Below are 20,148 nucleotides of genomic sequence, written 5' to 3'. Positions count from 1 at the left end.
AGAATTAGACTGCGAACAGAAAGCGAGAGGAATCCTATGAAAATCAATCAGTACGGAACACAATCCGTTAATCCATACCAAAAAAATTACGAAAAGCAAGCCGTACAAAAAGAGGCTGCAAAGCCGAAGGACAAAGTGGAAATTTCTTCTCATGCAAAAGAGCTTCAAAATGCGTCAGATGCGGTCACTAAAACACGTCAGGAAAAAATCGCTCAGCTTAAAGCGGATATAGAGAGCGGAACATATAAAATAGATTCAAACAGCATCGCTGAAAACATAGTAAATTTCTATAAAAAGCAATAAAAAGGAGAAAGCCAATGTCAGCAAAGCCAATTATTGATCAACTGAAGCGACTTTGCGCACTGCATGAACATCTGCTCACGCTGTCTGAGGAGAAAACGGAAGCGCTGAAAGCAGGTAAAACAAAAGAGCTCTCCAACATATTGACCAAAGAGCAAAAGTATATTCAGGCAATCGGGCAGACTGAGGAAGAACGAATCAGGTTAACTTCTCAGTTTCTCAGCCGCGGTGAGGACAATACAATTGCTGCATGCATCTCCAGAACTTCGGGCAGTGAAAAACAGGAGCTTGAAGGGTTATTTCACTCTTTGTCTGCGCTTCTTGACCGTCTGAAAGAAGTGAATGAGATGAACAAACAGCTCACGATTCAGGCTTTACAATTCATCTCCGGGGCATTCGATATGATCATGCCGGGTGAAAAAGAGAATATGAATTATAAAGAGCCGCAAGCGGCGCGCAAGCCTGTCAGCCGTTTGACACTATTCGATTCAAAAGCTTAGAACGGAGGATTTTCAATGCCATCGACTTTTATGGGGCTGGAAACAGCAAGGCGTGCATTGAGTGCGCAGCAGACTGCATTGAGCACAGTTTCAAATAACGTTGCAAATGCAAATACAGAAGGATATACGAGGCAGCGCGTCACATTACAATCGACAAGCCCTTATCCCGCAGTATCAAAAAACAGTGATCTGACGGCCGGCCAAATCGGAACAGGAGTAAAAGCCGGTTCAGTTGAGCGCGTCAGAGACAGTTTTTTAGACTATCAGTACAGAACTGAAAATACAAAATTAGGGTACTATACAGCCCGTTCCAATTCCTTGTCGCAAATGGAAGGCGTCATGAAAGAGCTTGACGATAACGGATTAAACGGATCGCTCAGTTCGTTTTGGAATGCCCTTCAGGATCTGGCGACGAATCCGGAAAATACGGGAGCGCGCTCAGTTTTGCAGGAGCAGGGGAAATCTCTTGCCGAAAGTTTTAACTATATATCTACCTCTTTGACTAACATTCAGGGTGATATTAAAAAGAATCTGGATAACACAGCGGATCAGGTCAATTCCATTCTCAATCAGCTGAATGACCTTAACAATCAAATAGCGGCAGTTGAGCCGAGCGGTATGCTCCCTAATGATTTGTATGACCAAAGAGACAGATTGATTGATCAATTATCTTCTATGGCAAATATAAAAGTTTCATATAATAAGTCGGGCGGACATGCCTTGGCGACTGCTGAGGGCACGGTTAACGTCGAATTGCTGAACGGGAACAACAATTCTCTCGGTACGCTGCTCGACGGTAAAACAAAAACAGTTTCAGAAATGAAAATCAACTACGACAAGGACAGCGGCCTCGTGTCGAGTGTGTCAGTCGGCAGCAGTACGGTGAATGCGGATGCATTTACCGGAAAAGGCTCACTTTTAGGTCTTATTGAATCATACGGCTATATGTCAAACGGAGAAGAAAAAGGTCTTTATCCTGAAATGCTGACGGCTCTTGACAATATGGCGCTGTCCTTTGCTGACGCGTTTAATGCAGTTCATGAAAAAGGGAAGACCTATACAGGCGAACAGGGTGCAGCATTTTTTGATTTCAGCGGTGGTGAAGCGGTGCCGGCAAAAGGTGCGGCAGCGAAAATAAAAGTCAGTGACAAAATCCTTGCGTCTACTGATAATATCGCAGCGTCGTTAAACGGAGAAAAAAGTGACGGCACAAACGCGACAAATCTTGCAGCCGTACAGAACAGCAAGCTGACTATTAACGGTGAAACCACTACAATTAATGACTTTTATGAATCCCTTATCGGAAAGCTGGGCGTTAATTCACAAAAAGCGGCCAATCTTATGAACAACTCTGAAAGCAACACTCTTTCAGCCGATGAACGGAGACAATCAGTCAGTGCAGTGTCTTTAGATGAAGAAATGACAAATATGATTCAGTTTCAGCACGCTTATAATGCGGCTGCGCGGATTATAACGATGCAGGATGAAATATTCGATAAAATTATTAACGGTATGGGCACCGGAGGAAGATAGGAGATAAGTAAATGAGAGTAACTCAAGGGATGATCGCAAAAAATTCTCTTCGATTTATCGGCTCAAGTTATGACAAGCTCGATCGGCTTCAGCAGCAAGTGTCTACGGGGAAAAAAATCACGAAAGCTTCTGATGATCCGGTCGTTGCAATGAAGGGAATGCAGTACCGTACTCAGCTTGCGCAGGTAAACCAGTATCAGCGGAATGTTTCGCAAGGCTTTACATGGCTGGAAAACTCGGAATCAAGCGTAAACTCGGAAACGGATATTATGGGGAAAATCCGGGACTTGATGGTTCAGGCGAAAAGTGATTCGAACGGTGAAACAGAATTGAAAGCAATCGGTACAGAAATCGGCCAGCTGAAAAAGCAGCTCGTTTCTGTCGCGAATACTCAGGTAAACGGACGTTATCTGTTTAACGGAACAAATTCAGACGTCCCGCCGATCACTGAAAATGCCGACGGCACATATACGTACAACTATGAGAATTATACAGGTGCTTCGGATGTTAACATCAACATCTCGAACGGAGCAGTGCTGAAAGTGAATTCTGATCCAAACTCAGCTTTCGGAGGCGTCGCACAAAATGGAGATAATGTTTTTGAATTTCTTAACTCCTTAGAAGCTTCTTTAAGCAAAGGCACGCTGTCCGAAGCAGATTCAGATCAAATTCTGTCAGATATTGACGGTTTTACTGATAAAATGAATGCTGAAAAATCCAATATCGGCGCACGCACAAACCGGTTGGAACTCATTCAGACAAGATTGGAATCACAAGCGGCAACCGCTGAAAAAGTATTGTCCGATAATGAAGATGTAGAAATGGAAGATGTAATTGTTGATTATTTATCTCAACAGACGGTTCATAGAGCAGCGCTGTCAGTGAATGCGAATATCATTCAGCCGTCACTGATTGACTTTCTGAAATAATATAACTGATCGTCTTCAATATATAAAAAAGCGACTCACACCAGGGAGATCGCTTTTTTTACTAAAATACTATAAACAGGAGGGGTCTCTGTGCAGATGCCGAGATTGATTATTGACAGTGTGCCTGCTAAAATCGGTATAACCTTTCAAAAGGAAGAAATCGAGATGGAACAGCCGCCCGCTGACCTGGAAATCGAGCAGCCGCCGGCAGAGCTGAACATTGAAAGCACGCCGGCCAAACTGACGATTGACCAGACGAGGGCGTGGGAGAACTTGAATCTCAAATCATTTGAAAAGCTGAACGCTGAAGCCGCCCAGAAAGGTGCGGAAGCCTGCAGCGAGTTTATTGCAAAAACAGTCAGGGAAGGGAAGGAAATGGCGGCTATCGAAAAGAAAACGGGCAATGTGATGGCCCGGCAGGCAGCAGATGTCAGACCGCCCGATCCATTCGGCGAATTCAGCGACTTTCTGCCTGCGCAGTTTCTCGTCGACATTGACTGCATTCCTTCAAAGCTTACGATTGATATTGAAGCCCGCAAACCTTCAATTGAAGCAGCCGTCAATAAACCTGTATGGAATTATACGCCGGGGAAAGTTCAGATTGATATGATGCAAGACCCTAAGGTGACGATTTCGGTAGACGATGGCAACGCAGAATAAAAGATGAAAGTGGTAAAGGATTGTGAAGCATGATAATTAAAACAAAATATCACGGAGAAATCAGAATAGACGAAGGGCAGATTATCTCATTTGAAAACGGCCTGCCGGGATTTAATGACGAGACTCAATTTGTTGTTCTTCCTTTGTCGGAAGATTCACCGTTTTTGGCGCTGCAGTCTGTCAAACAGGAGCACATCGCCTTTATTGTCGCCAGTCCGTTTATTTTCTTTAAAGGGTACGAATTTGACATTGACCATGCGACGCTTGAACTTTTGCATATTGAAGATATAGAGGACGTCGAAGTGATGGCGATTTTAACGCTGGAAGAGCCTTTTGAAAACACGACCGCCAATTTAAAAGCGCCGATTATCGTCAATAAAAAGGAAATGAAGGCGAAACAAATCATTTTACATGATGCTTCCTATGAAACAAAACATCTGATAGGAGGAGGATCATGCTAGTTCTCTCAAGAAAAGTGAATGAGTCCATTCAGATCGGGCCGGATATTGAAATAAAGGTGATCGCCATCGAAGGAGAACAAGTGAAGCTGGGAATTGAAGCGCCTCAGCACGTAGATATTCACAGGAAAGAAATCTACTTGTCGATCCTGGAAGAGAACAACAGAGCTGTATCTTTTAATACTGATTTATTACTTAACTTATCCTCACAAAAAAAGTGAGGATTTTTTTATTTTCAATATAAACAATAGAAACGGCCATCCGATATATATAGTGTAGCCAATGAGAGGAAAAATTTTCTTCAGAATGACGCTGCGCAAATGCACAAGGACGTGCGAAAAACAATTCAGGGAGGAAATACAAAATGAGAATCAACCACAATATCGCGGCTCTTAACACTAGCCGTCAGCTGAATGCAGGTTCAAACTCTGCTGCAAAAAACATGGAAAAATTATCTTCAGGTCTTCGCATCAACCGCGCTGGTGATGACGCTGCGGGTCTTGCGATCTCTGAAAAAATGCGTTCCCAAATCCGCGGTTTAGACATGGCTTCTAAAAACGCTCAAGACGGAATCTCTCTTATCCAAACGGCTGAGGGTGCATTAAACGAAACTCACAGCATTCTTCAGCGTATGAGCGAGCTTGCTACACAAGCGGCTAACGACACGAACACTACTTCTGACCGTGCTGAGTTACAAAAAGAAATGGATCAGCTTTCTTCTGAAGTAACTAGAATTTCTACAGACACAGAATTCAACACAAAGAAATTACTTGATGGTACAGCAACTGACCTGACTTTCCAAATCGGTGCCAATGAAGGTCAAACTATGAAACTTTCAATTAATAAAATGGATTCTGAAAGTCTTGCTGTTGGGACTGCTACTGCAGGAATTGATATCTCTACTTCCGCAGATGCAGCATCTACTGCTCTTACAACAATCAAAACAGCTATCGACACAGTTTCAAGCGAGCGCGCTAAACTTGGTGCGGTTCAAAACCGTTTAGAGCACACAATCAACAACCTTGGTACTTCTTCTGAGAACCTGACTTCTGCTGAATCACGTATCCGTGACGTAGACATGGCTTCTGAGATGATGGAGTACACGAAAAACAACATCCTTACTCAGGCTTCTCAAGCTATGCTTGCGCAAGCTAACCAACAGCCTCAGCAAGTTCTTCAATTGCTGAAAGGTTAATGACGGAAAGATCCTGGTTCTCCAGGGTCTTTTTTTTTATTTCTTCAGCTATCTCCCCCTTCAGCAAGCCAAAGAACCCTATTGACAAAATGAAACATTATATTTTGCAGTTAAATTATTGAAAACCTTTTAATATGACCGATATAAGAATAAGATCATACATTTATGGAGCTGTGATATGATAAACAGTCGGAAACTCACTGTTGTCATAGAGCCGTATACGACTAAACGCCGAAAAGGAGAGGGTACATATGGTCACAAGAATCACAGGCCTTAATTCCGGTCTTGATGTAGATTCTCTGGTGAAAAAAATGATGGATGCCGAAAAGCAGCCGCTTAATAAATTAAACCAGCAAAAGCAGACGCTTGAATGGAAGCGCGATGCTTATCGGGAAGTGAATACCCAGATTGCCGACATGTATTCTACGACATTTAATAATATGCTGATGTCCACAAACTGGAATAAAAAAACAGTAACAAGTTCGGATTCCAGTGTCAGCGCGGTGGCCGTCAGTGCTGAGCAGAATATTTCAACGAGTATGTCTGTACAGCAGCTGGCCACTTCGACGACATATAAATCATCAGGGGCCATCAATTTCACTTCGGGTCAGAGCCAAACATTGAAATTCAATGTCACAAATCCGGGTGAAACGAAGCCGACTGAGGTAAACGTCACGATCGCCGCAACCGATACGATTGACGATGTCATTTCCAAACTGAACAGCTCGGGTCTCGGAGTGACGGCTTTAAAAGAGAAAATTTCCAACGGCACGGATTATGTGGACACGATTGCGTTCACTTCCAATAAAACGGGGGAAGGATTTACCCTTGCCGCAGGTGATGACGCAACCAAAAGCTTTCTGAAAGATCAGCTCGGTTTTGCCGTTGATGATGCAACAAATGAACTGACGGCCAATGCCGAAGGGAAAAACGCGAAGTTTACGTTCAACGGGCTTGAAATGACAAAAACGTCAAATAACTTTACGATCAACGGCATCAAATACACGCTGAACAGCGTGACGGACAGCAATAAAACGGTTACGATTAACAGCACGACTGATACGGACGGCATTTTTGACAACATTAAAGATTTCGTTGATAAATACAATACGTTAATTAAAAGTGCAAACGAGAAGGTAACAGAATCAAAATACCGCGATTATAAGCCGCTAACCGATGAACAAAGAGAAGCGATGACCGATAAGCAGATTGAGCAGTGGGAGGCAAAGGCCAAAAGCGGGTTATTACGGAGCGACAGCACGCTGCAGAACGGTTTGGCTGAAATGCGGCTTGATCTGTACTCAACGGTTACGATTGACGGAAAAAAATATCAGCTTGCCGATTTCGGTATAGAGACGTCTAGTTATGAGGATCAAGGAAAGTTTGGAAAGCTCGTCATTAAAGACGAAGCGAAACTGAAACAGAAAATTACCGAGAACCCCTCTCTCGTGGCTAAGCTGTTTAATGCAGACAGTACAAGTACGATTACAGACAGCTCAACCGGTAAGACTATCAAAAACCCGGAGGAGCAGGGGATTGCCCGGAGATTAAAAGACACATTAAACAAAATGCAGACTCAAATTTCAAAACAGGCGGGTACAGAAAGCTCGGTATCATCCAGCTTTGCCATCGGAAAAAGTTTGAATGAAATAGAAACAAATATTTCCAATATGAAAACGAAGCTGGATGACATCGAATCGAGATATTATAAAAAGTTCAGCGCACTGGATACGGCATTGGAGAAATTGAACAGCCAATCTTCATATCTCACGTCAATGTTAGGATCTTCAACATCATAACCTTGGAGGTTTTATAAAAATGGCAATAAATAATCCTTTTGCTGCTTATCAGCAGACATCCGTCTTTACAGCCGCTCCGGAAGAGCTGACCCTTATGCTTTATAACGGCTGCCTGCGATTCATTAAGCTGGCAAGGCAGGCGATGAAGCAAAACAACCTTGAAGCCAAAAATGAAAATATCGTAAAGGCGCAAAACATCATTCAAGAGCTCAGCATCACGTTAAACCGGGAGATTGAGATATCTGAACAGATGTCATCCATTTATGATTACATCCGCCGCCGACTGATCGATGCGAACGTGCAGAATAACGAAGAGTTTTTAGATGAAGCGGAAAAGCTCGTTACTGAATTTCGCGACACGTGGAAGCAGGCCATGCAGAGTGAACGGAAAAACAGCCACGGCGCGGGCGGCCTTGCCTGATGAACAGCAATGTCTTTTCTTTGTATAACGAAACGAAGAACATGTACGCCGCACTGAAGGATGCCCCGGAAAGCGACGGTCTCATCAGCAGCGTTACGGCATTTACGGAGAAAAGGGAGGAGATGCTTGCGGGCATAAAGCCGCCTTTTTCCGAAGAAGAAAAAACGCTGCTTCAGCAGGTGGCCGCGATGGACCGCCTGATTACCGGCGAAGTAAAACGGATTCAGGATGGTATCCGAAATGAAATAAAAACGCTTAAGAAAAAACGAATCTACCATAATACGTATTTCAATCCGTATCATCAAACGACAAGTGACGGCCGTTATTACGACAAACGCAAATAGGTGAGTGTTTTGAGAAGTTTGAACGATTACCATTTGGTGTCAGCCTATTACCAGCTTCTTTTTACGATTGATGAGGGGCTTTGCTACCTGTTGGACACGCAGGATGATTTTTTTAAGACGGAGGGCGAGCGGATTTACAACGATTTGATTCAGGCTTTTTTTCATCTCGATTCCTCTCATGCGCTTCTGCTGTCTATCATTGAGTGCCGATGCGTGGAGACGGCGATCCGCTCATTTGACGAGATCTTTCAGGATTTCAGCATGTTAAATGATTATGATTTCCCGTCCGCCCCTTTTCAGGAGTTTTTAAAAACCATCTTTCTGCCGCATTATAAGCTGTGGATGGAGCAGACGCACGACTGCATCAAACCGTATGTTCTTCACTAGACCTGCTGCAAGCGGCAGGTCTTTTGCCTGCGTCCTCCGCATATACTTATAATCCTGGCGGAAGCTGCCGGATAAAACCGACACCATTCGTCATCGTTCACCGAATTTACACATTATTTTAACGTTTCAGCAGGGATCAGAAGGGGTAAAAGAGAAATAGTTACATATCCTTAGATAAAGGGAGGCGTTCTTTGATGAACTACAATATCAGAGGAGAAAACATTGAGGTTACACCTGCGTTAAAGGATCATGTGGAGAGAAAAATCGGCAAGCTGGAGCGATATTTCGAGCAGAGCGTCAATGCCGATGTGAACGTCAACTTAAAATTCTATAATGATAAGGAATCCAAAGTTGAAGTCACCATTCCGATGACTGATCTGGCGCTTCGTTCTGAAGTGCATAACGAGGATATGTACAATGCAATTGATCTCGCAACAAACAAGCTGGAACGTCAAATCCGAAAGCATAAAACTAAAGTCAACCGAAAATTCCGCGAGCAGGGTCTTCCGAAACATTATTTCGAGAACGGCAGCGCTGCTGATACGGGCGTAGCGGTTCAGGACGAAATTGAAGATGACAGCCCGGAAATTGTCCGTCAAAAGCGTTTTAATTTAAAACCGATGGATAATGAAGAAGCGATTCTCCAAATGAATATGCTCGGACATAATTTCTTCGTATTCACCAACGCGGAGACGAATCTCACAAACGTCGTTTACCGCAGAAATGACGGCAAATACGGATTAATTGAACCGACTGAATAAACCCATCCAGCCTTCCGTGAACGCGCGGAAGGTTTTTCTCTATCTTTACCTGCAAATTCTTTGGAAATAGCAAAAGGTATGTTATGATAATGAGAGGTATACATGGACAGAAAATTATCATTTATTCCATGCAAAATCTGCATGTGAACATAGAGGAGCGTTATAGATGCTTGGGATTTTAAATAAAATGTTTGATCCGACCAAACGTGCGCTGAACAAATACGAAAAAATAGCAAATGACATTGATGCCGTAAGAGGAGATTATGAAAATCTCTCTGACGAGGCGCTTAAACATAAAACGGCAGAATTTAAAGAGCGGCTTGAAAAAGGAGAAACGACGGATGACCTTCTTGTCGAAGCGTTTGCCGTCGTTCGTGAAGCTTCCCGCCGCGTAACCGGCATGTTCCCGTTTAAAGTACAGCTGATGGGGGGCATCGCCCTTCATGAAGGGAACATCTCCGAAATGAAAACAGGGGAAGGGAAAACGCTGACGTCCACGCTTCCTGTGTATTTAAATGCGTTGACGGGAAAAGGCGTTCACGTCGTAACGGTCAACGAATATCTGGCGAGCCGTGATGCCCAGCAAATGGGAGAGATTTTTGCGTTTCTCGGGCTTACAGTCGGCCTGAACCTGAATTCGATGTCAAAAGACGAAAAGCGCGAAGCTTACGCAGCCGATATCACGTATTCAACGAACAATGAACTCGGTTTTGATTATTTGCGTGACAACATGGTGCTCTATAAAGAACAGATGGTGCAGCGCCCGCTTCATTTTGCCGTTATTGATGAAGTCGATTCAATTTTAGTCGATGAAGCGAGAACGCCATTGATTATTTCCGGACAAGCTCAGAAGTCCACAAAACTGTACGTGCAGGCAAATGCGTTTGTCCGCACACTCAAGAAAGATCAGGATTATACGTATGACGTCAAAACGAAGGGCGTTCAGCTGACGGAAGAAGGAATGACGAAGGCTGAAAAAACGTTCGGCATCGACAATCTGTTTGATGTCAAAAACGTGGCCTTGAACCACCATATCAACCAGGCTTTAAAAGCCCATGCGGCGATGCAGAAAGACGTGGATTATGTTGTTGAGGACGGCCAGGTCGTCATCGTTGATTCCTTCACCGGCCGTCTGATGAAAGGACGCCGCTACAGCGAAGGTCTTCACCAGGCGATTGAGGCGAAAGAAGGCCTGGAGATTCAAAATGAAAGCATGACATTGGCGACGATTACGTTCCAAAACTATTTCCGTATGTACGAAAAGCTGGCCGGTATGACCGGTACCGCAAAAACGGAAGAGGAAGAATTCCGCAATATTTATAACATGCAGGTTGTATCCATCCCGACCAACCAGCCGGTCATCCGTGACGACCGTCCGGACTTGATCTACCGCTCAATGGAAGGGAAATTCAAGGCGGTGGCGGAGGATGTCGCCCAGCGCTACATGACCGGACAGCCGGTTCTTGTCGGTACGGTTGCCGTTGAAACGTCTGAATTGATTTCTAAACTTCTGAAAAACAAAGGGATTCCGCATCAGGTGCTGAATGCCAAAAACCATGAGCGTGAAGCTCAGATTATTGAAGAAGCGGGACAAAAAGGCGCTGTCACGATTGCGACCAACATGGCGGGACGCGGAACCGACATTAAACTCGGCGAAGGCGTAAAAGAGCTTGGCGGCCTTGCAGTCGTCGGTACGGAACGCCACGAATCCCGCCGGATTGACAATCAGCTCCGCGGACGTTCAGGACGTCAGGGAGACCCGGGCATCACACAATTTTATCTTTCAATGGAAGATGAATTGATGCGCCGTTTCGGAGCTGAACGGACGATGGCGATGCTTGACCGGTTCGGTATGGATGACTCCACGCCGATTCAGAGCAAAATGGTGTCACGCGCCGTGGAATCATCTCAAAAACGTGTCGAAGGAAACAACTTTGATTCACGTAAACAGCTTCTTCAATATGACGACGTGCTCCGTCAGCAGCGCGAAGTCATTTACAAGCAGCGTTTTGAAGTCATTGACTCTGAAAACCTGCGTGACATTGTGGAAGGCATGGTCAAGTCTTCTCTGGAGCGTGCGATTGCCGCTTATACGCCGAAAGAGGAGCTTCCGGAAGAATGGAATCTTGACGGCCTCGTGGAGCTGGTGAATTCAACGTATCTTGATGAAGGCGCGCTTGAAAAGAGCGATATCTTCGGAAAAGAACCGGATGAAATGCATGAGATGATCATGGACCGCATCATGACAAAATATAATGAAAAAGAAGAGAATTTCGGCACAGAGCAGATGCGTGAATTTGAAAAAGTCATCGTATTGCGTGCCGTTGATTCAAAATGGATGGATCATATTGATGCGATGGATCAGCTGCGTCAAGGGATTCACCTCCGCGCTTATGCGCAGACAAATCCGCTGCGTGAATATCAAATGGAAGGCTTCGCCATGTTTGAGCACATGATTGAGTCCATTGAGGACGAAGTTGCGAAATTCGTCATGAAGGCCGAGATTGAAAGCAATCTGGAACGCGAAGAAGTTGTTCAGGGCCAAACGACGGCTCATCAGCCGCAGGACGGCGATGAGGCCAAACAAGCGAAAAAAGCGCCGGTGCGAAAAGTTGTGGATATCGGACGCAACGCGCCTTGCCATTGCGGCAGCGGAAAAAAATATAAAAATTGCTGCGGCCGGACAGAATAGTCTCGACTGTATGAAGCGAACATGACCGGGTCTGCGTCTTATGGCGCCCCGGATCTTTTAATGAGGTGAATGGAATGGAATTATCAGAAATCAGGGCAGAGCTCGAAAATATGGCTTCTCGTTTAGCGGACTTCAGGGGGTCTCTTTGACCTCGAAACAAAGGAAGCCCGCATTGCAGAATTAGATGAAAAGATGGCGGAACCGGAATTCTGGAATGACCAGCAGAAGGCCCAAACCGTCATCAATGAAGCGAACGGTCTGAAAGAATACGTGAACTCCTATCATCAGCTGAGCGAGTCTCACGAAGAGCTGCAAATGACACATGATCTTTTAAAAGAAGAACCTGACCAGGACCTTCAGCAAGAGCTTGAGAAAGAGCTGAAGTCATTAACGAAGGAATTGAATGAATTTGAGCTTCAGCTGCTGCTCAGTGAACCATACGACAAAAATAACGCGATTTTAGAACTTCATCCGGGGGCCGGCGGTACGGAATCCCAGGACTGGGGTTCCATGCTGCTCAGAATGTATACCCGCTGGGCGGAAAGACGCGGTTTCAAAGTTGAAACGCTTGATTATCTCCCAGGAGATGAAGCAGGAATTAAGTCAGTCACACTGCTTATTAAAGGCCACAATGCATACGGCTACTTAAAAGCGGAAAAAGGCGTACACCGTCTCGTGCGGATTTCTCCATTTGATTCATCAGGCCGCCGTCACACGTCATTCGTGTCATGTGAAGTCATGCCTGAATTCAATGAAGAAATCGACATTGATATTCGTACCGAAGATATTAAAGTTGATACGTACCGGGCGAGCGGTGCCGGCGGACAGCACGTCAATACGACTGATTCAGCCGTTCGGATCACCCACCTCCCGACAAATGTAGTCGTCACGTGCCAGACGGAACGTTCACAAATCAAAAACCGCGACCGGGCGATGAAAATGCTCAAAGCGAAGCTGTATCAGCGCAGAATTGAAGAACAGCAGGCGGAGCTTGACGAAATCCGCGGCGAACAGAAAGAAATCGGCTGGGGCAGCCAAATCCGCTCGTACGTCTTCCATCCGTACTCCATGGTGAAAGATCACCGCACCAATACGGAAATGGGGAACGTGCAGGCGGTTATGGACGGAGATATCGATATCTTCATTGACGCCTATTTACGTTCTAAACTGTCGTAATCCGGGAACACACCTGCCTTTGGCAAGGTGTGTTTTTTTATCCGTTCTCTTTTTCCATTTTTCACAACAGCGCTTTAGCAAATTAATACGGTATTTGGCTGTTATTTACTTCTAAGCCGGGAAGACTTAAAATGCTATCGAGAGAAAATCGGAGAACGGAGGATTTTGCATGGATGTGAATCACAATAAGCCGCTCCGTCTGATCAAAGATTATATATACATCATGATCGGCGCGGCGATTACGGGGATCGTGTTTAACGTATTTTTGCTGCCGAACCGTATAGCAGCGGGGGGAGTAAGCGGGATCAGCACCATTTTAGAAACGTTTGGTTTTGAACCGGCTTACGTGCAGTGGATTATTAACATCCCTTTGTTTATCGCCGGAGTGATCATTCTCGGCGGGAAGTTCGGAATGAAGACACTGGTCGGTTCCATCGTTCTGCCGCTCGCCGTCTATTTAACAAGAGATCTGCCTGCCGCGACGACCCATGAACTGCTGGCGGCGATTTTCGGAGGCGTCGGGATCGGAACGGGAATCGGCATCGTGTATCTTGGCAAAGGCTCCACGGGGGGAACGGCTCTGGCGGGGCAGATCATTCACAAATACACGGGGCTGTCGCTGGGAACGTGCCTTGCCATCATGGACGGATTAATTGTGCTGAGCGCGATGCTCGTTTTCGGAGTGGAGCAGGGACTGTATGCGATGCTCGGGGTATTTATTTCAAGCAAAACGATTGATGTCGTGCAGGTCGGGTTCAACCGCTCCAAAATGGCTTTAATCATTACGCAGCATGAAGAAGCCGTCAGATCGGCTGTGTTTAAAGAAATCGACAGGGGCGTGACGAAGATTTCCGCAGTCGGCGGGTATACGGAACATGACCGGCCGATCTTAATGTGTGTCGTCGGCCAGACCGAATTCACAAAACTGAAACAAATCGTCAAACAAATTGATGAGTCAGCCTTTGTCATTGTCGCAGACGCAAGCGAGGTGCTCGGCGAGGGTTTCAAACGCGCGTAAACGGGGTTATAATAGCGAAGGGGTGCATCTTACATATGAAATCAAAATGGGCGCTGCTGGCGCTGGTTCTGACCATGTCCGTCCTGCTGGCGGCATGCGGCGGATCCAATGAATCGAAAAAAGAAAGCTCTGACAGCTCAGGCGGATCAAAAGCATCTGCGTCAGCAGGAGAAGAGCTTTATCAGCAAAGCTGTATCGGCTGTCACGGAAAAGACTTAGAAGGCGGCGGAGGCCCGAATTTACAGGAAGTCGGCGGGAAGTATGATGAAGCTAAAATTGAAAGCATCATTAAAAACGGACGCGGCAATATGCCGAGCCATCTTGTAAATGATGAGGAAGCCGCGAAGATCGCAAAATGGCTGTCACAGAAAAAATAACAGAAAAACCTTGCCTGTTATAGGGGCAAGGTTTTTTCACGGTCTGGGAATGAAAAGAAACTGTAATAGTAATATGTCTAAATTTGACGTATAATGAAGTGTACTGAGGAAAAGGAACTTTCAGATTTTTCATCTGTTTCCTGGTAAATCGGCCATAAACCGCAGTATTTTTACGAACTCTATGGCTGCAAGACATAATTAAAAGATTAGGTGATTTCATGATAGAGATGAAAGAAGTATATAAATCCTATCCGAACGGTGTAAAAGCGATTAACGGGCTGTCAGTCATGATTCATCCCGGAGAATTTGTATATGTCGTAGGACCGAGCGGAGCCGGTAAATCTACTTTTATTAAAATGATTTACAGAGAAGAAAAACCGACAAAAGGGCAAATATTGATTAATCATAAAGATCTCGCGTCTGTAAAAGAAAAAGAGATTCCTTTCGTGCGGCGTAAAATAGGTGTTGTTTTCCAAGACTTCAAACTTCTTCCGAAATTGACGGTATTTGAAAATGTCGCGTTCGCGCTTGAGGTGATCGGAGAGCAGCAGTCAGTCATTAAAAAACGCGTGCTCGAAGTGCTCGATCTTGTGCAGCTGAAGCATAAAGCGCGGCAGTTTCCCGACCAGCTTTCCGGAGGAGAACAGCAGCGTGTTTCCATCGCAAGATCTATCGTCAACAATCCTGACGTCGTGATAGCTGACGAACCGACGGGCAACCTTGATCCGGTAACATCATGGGAAGTCATGAAGACGCTGGAAGAGATTAACAACCGCGGAACGACCGTCGTGATGGCGACACACAATAAAGAAATAGTAAACACCATGAAGAAACGGGTCATCGCGATCGAAGACGGAATTATTGTGCGTGATGAGTCAAGAGGGGAGTATGGTTCTTATGATTAAAATTCTCGGGCGCCATTTGCGTGAGAGTTTTAAATCTCTCGGAAGAAACACATGGATGACATTTGCATCCATCAGCGCCGTTACCGTTACATTGATTTTGGTCGGCGTGTTTTTAGTCATTATGCTGAATTTAAACAACATGGCTAAAAATGCTGAAAAAGAAGTGGAAATTAAAGTATTAATCGATCTGACGTCTAATAAGAAAACGCAGGATACGCTGCAGAATGAGATTAAAGACATCTCGGGAATCCAAAGCGTAGAGTTTTCATCTAAAGATAAAGAGCTTGATCAATTGGTCAAAAGCTTCGGCGACAGCGGAAAGGCCATGAAAATGCAAGATCAGGAAAACCCGCTGAACAACGCGTTTATCGTCAAAACGACAGATCCGCATGATACGCCGAAAGTCGCGAAAAAAATTGAGAAGCTTGATCATGTGTATAAAGTGACATACGGGAAAGAAGAAGTCAGCCGTCTGTTTAAGATCGTCGGGGTGTCACGCAACATCGGGATTGCGTTAATCATCGGCCTTCTGTTCACGGCGATGTTCTTAATTTCAAATACGATTAAAATCACGATTTTCGCCAGAAGAAAAGAGATTGAAATCATGAAGCTTGTCGGCGCGACAAACTGGTTTATCCGCTGGCCGTTCTTCCTGGAAGGGCTGCTGCTGGGGGTATTCGGTTCTATCATACCGATCGCTCTCGTGCTGAGTACGTACCAATCGATGGTCGCTTGGGTGGCCCCGAAAGTTCAGGGATCATTTGTTTCACTTCTGCCGTACAGTCCGTTTGTGTTCCAAGTATCACTTGTGCTCATTCTGATCGGCGCGGTTATCGGAGTATGGGGAAGTCTGACTTCCATCCGGAAATTCCTTCGTGTATAAATACAAAAGCCAGTCTGATATAGACTGGCTTTTTTTAATGGTTTCGTTACTGAATGACGGGAAGGGCCGGTGATCCGGGCTTTAATGTAAAGTCATAAGACGATTCGTCACGGTACAGCGGGTCCGCATAAATGGAATCCGAATCGTTTGCCGTTCCTTTTTGGTACGCTGTGAATGAATCATATTCTCTGTTCTTCCAATTCCAAATGCCGTCTTTTCCCGCTTCTTTGTGATAGACGTTATGATTAACGGTATTGCCTTCGTTTTTCGTATAATCATTTGCGATAAAAATCCGTGAACCGCTTGCCGTCATGATGTTTTTTTCGATCGTGTTCCCTTTTGTGCCGTACTGCAGCAGCAGCTGGCCGCCGTCAAGGTCCTTCGTGTCATTTCGATACATAATGTTATGAGCGATCACCGAATTGATGGTGCCGCCGCGTTTCGTGTCATAGCCTCCGATTGAAATACCGGTGTAAGCATTGCCGTACACCTTGTTATCCGTAATCCGGATATCTCGTGCGTATTTCCCTCTATGTTCGGAAGTGGCTTCAATGCCGAGGTCATTGTTGTAAACGGTGTTCTTCTTAATGTCCACATGTTCTGCGCCGTCAACGTAAATACCGCCCGCTGAATATTCATCTCCGTAAGCGGGATTTCCGTAAGAAGAGTTATGGCTCACCGTATTGTTTTCAATGACGCCGTTTCGCGCATAGTCGTTTTGCTTGGACGTTCCTTCGTATCCGATCACGTCAACCCCGATATTGTTATTGTCCCGAATGGTATTGCCGGCAATCTTAAATCCGTCAACATTCCCGTTCAGCACGACCGCTTCGCTTGCGCCGAGCGTCAGTTTTTCAACCGTATTATTTGTGATGCTGATATCCTTCATGGCGTCTGTGCCGTAAAACGCGATGCCGTGTGCATTTCCCTCATCAGCCGTGGTTTTAATGTTTCGGATATGGTTGCCGTCAATGTTGATATGACTGCTTGATCCGGTGACGCAGATCCCCATGGCCGTCGCATCTTCTGATGATACGGAGAGATTCTCAAGCGTAACGCCGTGAATGGTAATGTACTGTTTATTGCGGATTTGAATTAACGGAGTTTCAGAATCGCTTTTTGGCGCAGATTTGCCGCTGATTGAGACATGCTCATTCTGATAGTTCCGAAATGTAATCGGCTTTTCGGCCGTGCCGCTGTGCTTTACTTCAAACGTTTCATCGTACGTCCCTCCCCGAATCAATACGGTTGTCCCGGCCTCTGCCTTTTCAGCCGCATGTTTTAATGTGCGGAACGGCTTTTCTAACGTTCCTTCATTTTGGTCGCTGCCTGCGGGGGAAACATACAAGGCGTCCGTCTGCGTTTTTTCATTGGCCTCTGTTTTTGGCCAGACAAAGGCGGTAATTCCTGCGGCCAGAATCGCCGCGGATAAAATCGATAATTTTATTTTCATATCGCATTCTCCTGTATATTTAATGAATTGCATACAAAATATTATACGTTACCCATATATATGTAACAATCTCGCGTTTTCATTTTTTTGTTGCCGTTACATGAATTCTTTGCAATTTACACATACTATCTCCAGATTTTCGTAAAAGGACTAAGAGGAGGTAAACGATGAAGCAGAAAATGATCGCAGTGATAGCGGCCGTCAGCATCATGTGCGGCGGAGCTCATATTGCCGGGGCAGTACAGCCGAATTCATCAGACGCAGAAAGAAGCCGGGCAATGGAAAAAATCGAAAAAGCATATGAGCTGATCTCGAACGAATACGTGGAAAATGTAGATAAAGAAAAGCTTCTTGAAGGAGCGATTCAGGGGATGCTGTCTACATTAAACGACCCTTATTCCGTTTATATGGACAAGCAGACCGCTAAGCAGTTTTCCGATTCTCTTGATTCTTCTTTCGAAGGGATCGGCGCTGAAGTCGGTATGGAGGACAATAAAATCATTATCGTATCACCGTTTAAGCAATCTCCGGCGGAAAAAGCGGGACTCAAGCCGAATGATGAAATCATCAGCATAAACGGCGAGTCAATGAACGGGAAAGGTTTAAACGAAGCCGTGCTGAAAATCAGAGGAAAAAAAGGATCGAAGGTTTCTATTAAAATACAGCGTCCGGGTACTGATAAACAGCTGTCATTCCGGATTAAAAGAGCGGAAATCCCGCTTGAAACCGTATTTGCTTCCCGCAAAGAATCAGGCGGTCATCATGTCGGCTACATCGGCATATCGACATTTTCCGAGCATACCGCCCAGGACTTCGCCGCGGCGCTGAAAAAGCTTGAAAAACAAGGGATTGACGGTCTCGTCCTTGATGTAAGAGGGAATCCTGGCGGCTACCTTCAAAGCGTCGAACAAATTTTAAAGCATTTCATCACAAAAGACATGCCGTATATCCAAATTGCGGAGCGTAACGGCGATAAAAAACAATATTTCTCAACCTTAAAACATAAGAAGCCGTATCCCGTCAATGTCATCACGGATAAAGGAAGCGCCTCCGCTTCAGAAATTCTTGCGGGTGCGTTAAAAGAAGCGGGACATTATGACGTTGTCGGTGACACTTCTTTCGGTAAAGGAACGGTTCAGCAGGCCGTGCCTATGGGAGACGGGAGCAACATTAAATTGACGCTTTACAAATGGCTGACACCGAAAGGCAATTGGATCCACAAAAAAGGCATTGCTCCGACAATCGCTGTGAGCCAGCCGGATTATTTTGCGGCGGGACCGCTTCAGCTGAAACAGCCGCTTCAGCCTGATATGAACAGCGCGGATGTCAAACACGCCCAAATCCTGCTGAAAGGCCTAGGCTTCGACCCGGGCAGAGCAGACGGCTATTTCAGCAAAACAATGAAAAAAGCCGTTCTGGCGTTTCAAGACCGGTACAAGCTTGATAAAACAGCGGTCATTGATAAAAAGACAGCGGAAAAAATGAATCAGCTGATGAATGAACAGAAATCTGACGAAAAAAATGATTTACAGCTGCAAATGGCGTTAAAATCATTATTTGTAAAATAAATGAAAAGGAGGCGTTTTTTTCGTCTCCTGTTTCTTTTGTCATACCCTAAAAATGAACTAAAAGACATATAATAATGTCGGTTTTGACAAGATATTAAAAAAATTTTCACATTTAAACATTTATAAAGGACAAACATTACCCGATATTTATAGAGAAGAGAGACTTTATGCCGAGTTAATATGTATTCAAAATGAAACTTTTGAAAGTTGCCTCAGTCAGTTTTAGTTCTTACAATAAAAGAAGGTTCTAATAGAGAACAGTTTTAGTTTGGCAGCTGCATTTCAGTATCGAAAGCAGAAGTGTTTGCGGCGCTTCAGCACGGCAGCTGTAATCACCCGTGCTTATCTGGATAAAAAAATGGGGGTTCACAATTGAAGAGGGCAAGTATTGTGCGTGAAAAAAAATATTATGAATTAGTGGAACAACTAAAAGACCGAACAAAAGACGTTACATTTTCATCAACAAAAGCACTAAGTCTTCTTATGCTGTTCAGCAGATACCTGGTCAATTACACAAATGTTGAATGTGTTCACGATATCAATGAGGAGTGTGCGAAGCATTATTTCACCTACTTAATGAAAAACCATAAACGTTTAGGAATCAATCTGACGGATATTAAACGGTCCATGCTTCTGATCAGCGGCGTAATCGAGGTGGAAGTCGACCACTATCTGAAAGATTTCTCTCTCTCAAATGTGACGTTGTGGATGACGGAAGAGAGATAGACGTTTGAGATATTCAAGCCAATGATTATTTGGTAGAATAGAATTAAAATGTTTGGCTTGAGG

22 protein-coding genes are annotated in these 20,148 nt (G+C 44.8%); 21 read left to right on the top strand and 1 reads right to left on the bottom strand.

Annotated features, from left to right (window positions below; genetic code table 11):
- Positions 1-36: 36 nt before the first annotated feature.
- From flgM to ftsX, 19 genes are all read left to right on the top strand, one after another.
- On the top strand, positions 37-303 hold the full coding sequence (gene flgM, locus NSQ37_RS02370; RefSeq protein ID WP_003151393.1) for a flagellar biosynthesis anti-sigma factor FlgM: 267 nt from the start codon (positions 37-39) through the stop codon (positions 301-303).
- Positions 304-317: 14 nt separating this feature from the next.
- Positions 318-800 carry a flagellar protein FlgN gene (locus NSQ37_RS02365; RefSeq protein WP_003151394.1) on the top strand — a complete coding sequence of 161 codons (483 nt, stop codon included), beginning with the start codon at positions 318-320 and terminating at the stop codon, positions 798-800.
- Between the two features lie 15 nt (positions 801-815).
- Entirely contained in the window at positions 816-2,333 is a 1,518-nt protein-coding gene (flgK, locus tag NSQ37_RS02360; protein WP_025285351.1) for a flagellar hook-associated protein FlgK, read from the top strand.
- An 11-nt stretch (positions 2,334-2,344) separates the two neighbouring features.
- Positions 2,345-3,262, top strand: a complete 918-nt coding sequence (gene flgL / locus NSQ37_RS02355; RefSeq protein ID WP_007407477.1) for a flagellar hook-associated protein FlgL — start codon at positions 2,345-2,347, stop codon at positions 3,260-3,262.
- A gap of 90 nt (positions 3,263-3,352) precedes the next feature.
- Positions 3,353-3,922, top strand: a complete 570-nt coding sequence (locus NSQ37_RS02350; RefSeq protein ID WP_007407476.1) for a DUF6470 family protein — start codon at positions 3,353-3,355, stop codon at positions 3,920-3,922.
- 29 nt (positions 3,923-3,951) lie between these two features.
- Positions 3,952-4,383, top strand: a complete 432-nt coding sequence (fliW, locus tag NSQ37_RS02345; RefSeq protein WP_007407475.1) for a flagellar assembly protein FliW — start codon at positions 3,952-3,954, stop codon at positions 4,381-4,383.
- Positions 4,377-4,601 carry a carbon storage regulator CsrA gene (gene csrA / locus NSQ37_RS02340; RefSeq protein ID WP_003151402.1) on the top strand — a complete coding sequence of 75 codons (225 nt, stop codon included), beginning with the start codon at positions 4,377-4,379 and terminating at the stop codon, positions 4,599-4,601. The genes fliW and csrA overlap by 7 nt, the downstream gene beginning before the upstream one ends.
- 143 nt (positions 4,602-4,744) lie before the next feature.
- On the top strand, positions 4,745-5,575 hold the full coding sequence (gene hag / locus NSQ37_RS02335) for a flagellin Hag (RefSeq protein ID WP_007614094.1): 831 nt from the start codon (positions 4,745-4,747) through the stop codon (positions 5,573-5,575).
- A 251-nt stretch (positions 5,576-5,826) separates the two neighbouring features.
- On the top strand, positions 5,827-7,374 hold the full coding sequence (locus tag NSQ37_RS02330; RefSeq protein ID WP_025285350.1) for a flagellar hook-associated protein 2: 1,548 nt from the start codon (positions 5,827-5,829) through the stop codon (positions 7,372-7,374).
- 19 nt (positions 7,375-7,393) lie between these two features.
- Positions 7,394-7,795: a flagellar export chaperone FliS gene (fliS, locus tag NSQ37_RS02325; RefSeq protein WP_032869562.1), complete on the top strand. Its 402-nt coding sequence runs from the start codon at positions 7,394-7,396 to the stop codon at positions 7,793-7,795.
- Positions 7,795-8,139, top strand: coding sequence for a flagella biosynthesis regulatory protein FliT (fliT, locus tag NSQ37_RS02320; protein ID WP_007407472.1), 345 nt, complete (start codon positions 7,795-7,797; stop codon positions 8,137-8,139). Before fliS ends, fliT begins: the two co-directional genes overlap by 1 nt.
- Before the next feature lie 9 nt (positions 8,140-8,148).
- Positions 8,149-8,526, top strand: a complete 378-nt coding sequence (locus NSQ37_RS02315) for a hypothetical protein (protein ID WP_003151412.1) — start codon at positions 8,149-8,151, stop codon at positions 8,524-8,526.
- A 194-nt stretch (positions 8,527-8,720) separates the two neighbouring features.
- Positions 8,721-9,287 carry a ribosome hibernation-promoting factor, HPF/YfiA family gene (gene hpf / locus NSQ37_RS02310; RefSeq protein WP_003151413.1) on the top strand — a complete coding sequence of 189 codons (567 nt, stop codon included), beginning with the start codon at positions 8,721-8,723 and terminating at the stop codon, positions 9,285-9,287.
- Between the two features lie 166 nt (positions 9,288-9,453).
- Complete coding sequence (gene secA / locus NSQ37_RS02305; protein WP_253612763.1) at positions 9,454-11,979, top strand: preprotein translocase subunit SecA; 2,526 nt, start codon at positions 9,454-9,456, stop codon at positions 11,977-11,979.
- Positions 11,980-12,053: 74 nt separating this feature from the next.
- A protein-coding gene (gene prfB / locus NSQ37_RS02300) for a peptide chain release factor 2 (RefSeq protein WP_099567126.1) occupies positions 12,054-13,155 on the top strand; the annotation gives its coding sequence in 2 pieces (ribosomal slippage) (positions 12,054-12,125 and positions 12,127-13,155; 1,101 coding nt in all).
- Positions 13,156-13,324: 169 nt separating this feature from the next.
- Entirely contained in the window at positions 13,325-14,173 is an 849-nt protein-coding gene (locus NSQ37_RS02295) for a YitT family protein (protein WP_012118565.1), read from the top strand.
- A gap of 35 nt (positions 14,174-14,208) precedes the next feature.
- A complete protein-coding gene (cccB, locus tag NSQ37_RS02290) occupies positions 14,209-14,550 on the top strand; it encodes a cytochrome c551 (protein WP_003151417.1) in 342 nt (113 codons plus the stop codon).
- A 218-nt stretch (positions 14,551-14,768) separates the two neighbouring features.
- The gene (gene ftsE, locus NSQ37_RS02285) at positions 14,769-15,455 is read left to right on the top strand and encodes a cell division ATP-binding protein FtsE (protein WP_007407465.1); all 687 of its coding nucleotides are present in this window, start codon (positions 14,769-14,771) and stop codon (positions 15,453-15,455) included.
- Positions 15,448-16,338: a permease-like cell division protein FtsX gene (gene ftsX, locus NSQ37_RS02280; protein WP_007407464.1), complete on the top strand. Its 891-nt coding sequence runs from the start codon at positions 15,448-15,450 to the stop codon at positions 16,336-16,338. Before ftsE ends, ftsX begins: the two co-directional genes overlap by 8 nt.
- A gap of 46 nt (positions 16,339-16,384) precedes the next feature.
- On the opposite strand, the gene NSQ37_RS02275 is transcribed toward ftsX, so the two are convergent.
- On the bottom strand, positions 16,385-17,791 hold the full coding sequence (locus NSQ37_RS02275; RefSeq protein ID WP_341123163.1) for a right-handed parallel beta-helix repeat-containing protein: 1,407 nt from the start codon (positions 17,789-17,791) through the stop codon (positions 16,385-16,387).
- Positions 17,792-18,000: 209 nt separating this feature from the next.
- On the opposite strand from NSQ37_RS02275, the gene ctpB reads away from it, so the two are divergent.
- Together ctpB and swrA are read left to right on the top strand one after the other, a co-directional pair.
- A complete protein-coding gene (gene ctpB, locus NSQ37_RS02270; RefSeq protein ID WP_371833989.1) occupies positions 18,001-19,359 on the top strand; it encodes a carboxy-terminal processing protease CtpB in 1,359 nt (452 codons plus the stop codon).
- 372 nt (positions 19,360-19,731) lie between these two features.
- Positions 19,732-20,085 (top strand): swarming motility protein SwrAA, encoded by a 354-nt coding sequence (swrA, locus tag NSQ37_RS02265; RefSeq protein ID WP_012118562.1) that lies wholly within the window; start codon positions 19,732-19,734, stop codon positions 20,083-20,085.
- Positions 20,086-20,148: the final 63 nt, after the last annotated feature.

Origin of the sequence: Bacillus sp. FSL P4-0334, from assembly GCF_038004825.1 — a bacterium.
Lineage (GTDB): Bacteria > Bacillota > Bacilli > Bacillales > Bacillaceae > Bacillus > Bacillus velezensis.
This window is presented reverse-complemented; position numbering and strand designations above follow the sequence as displayed.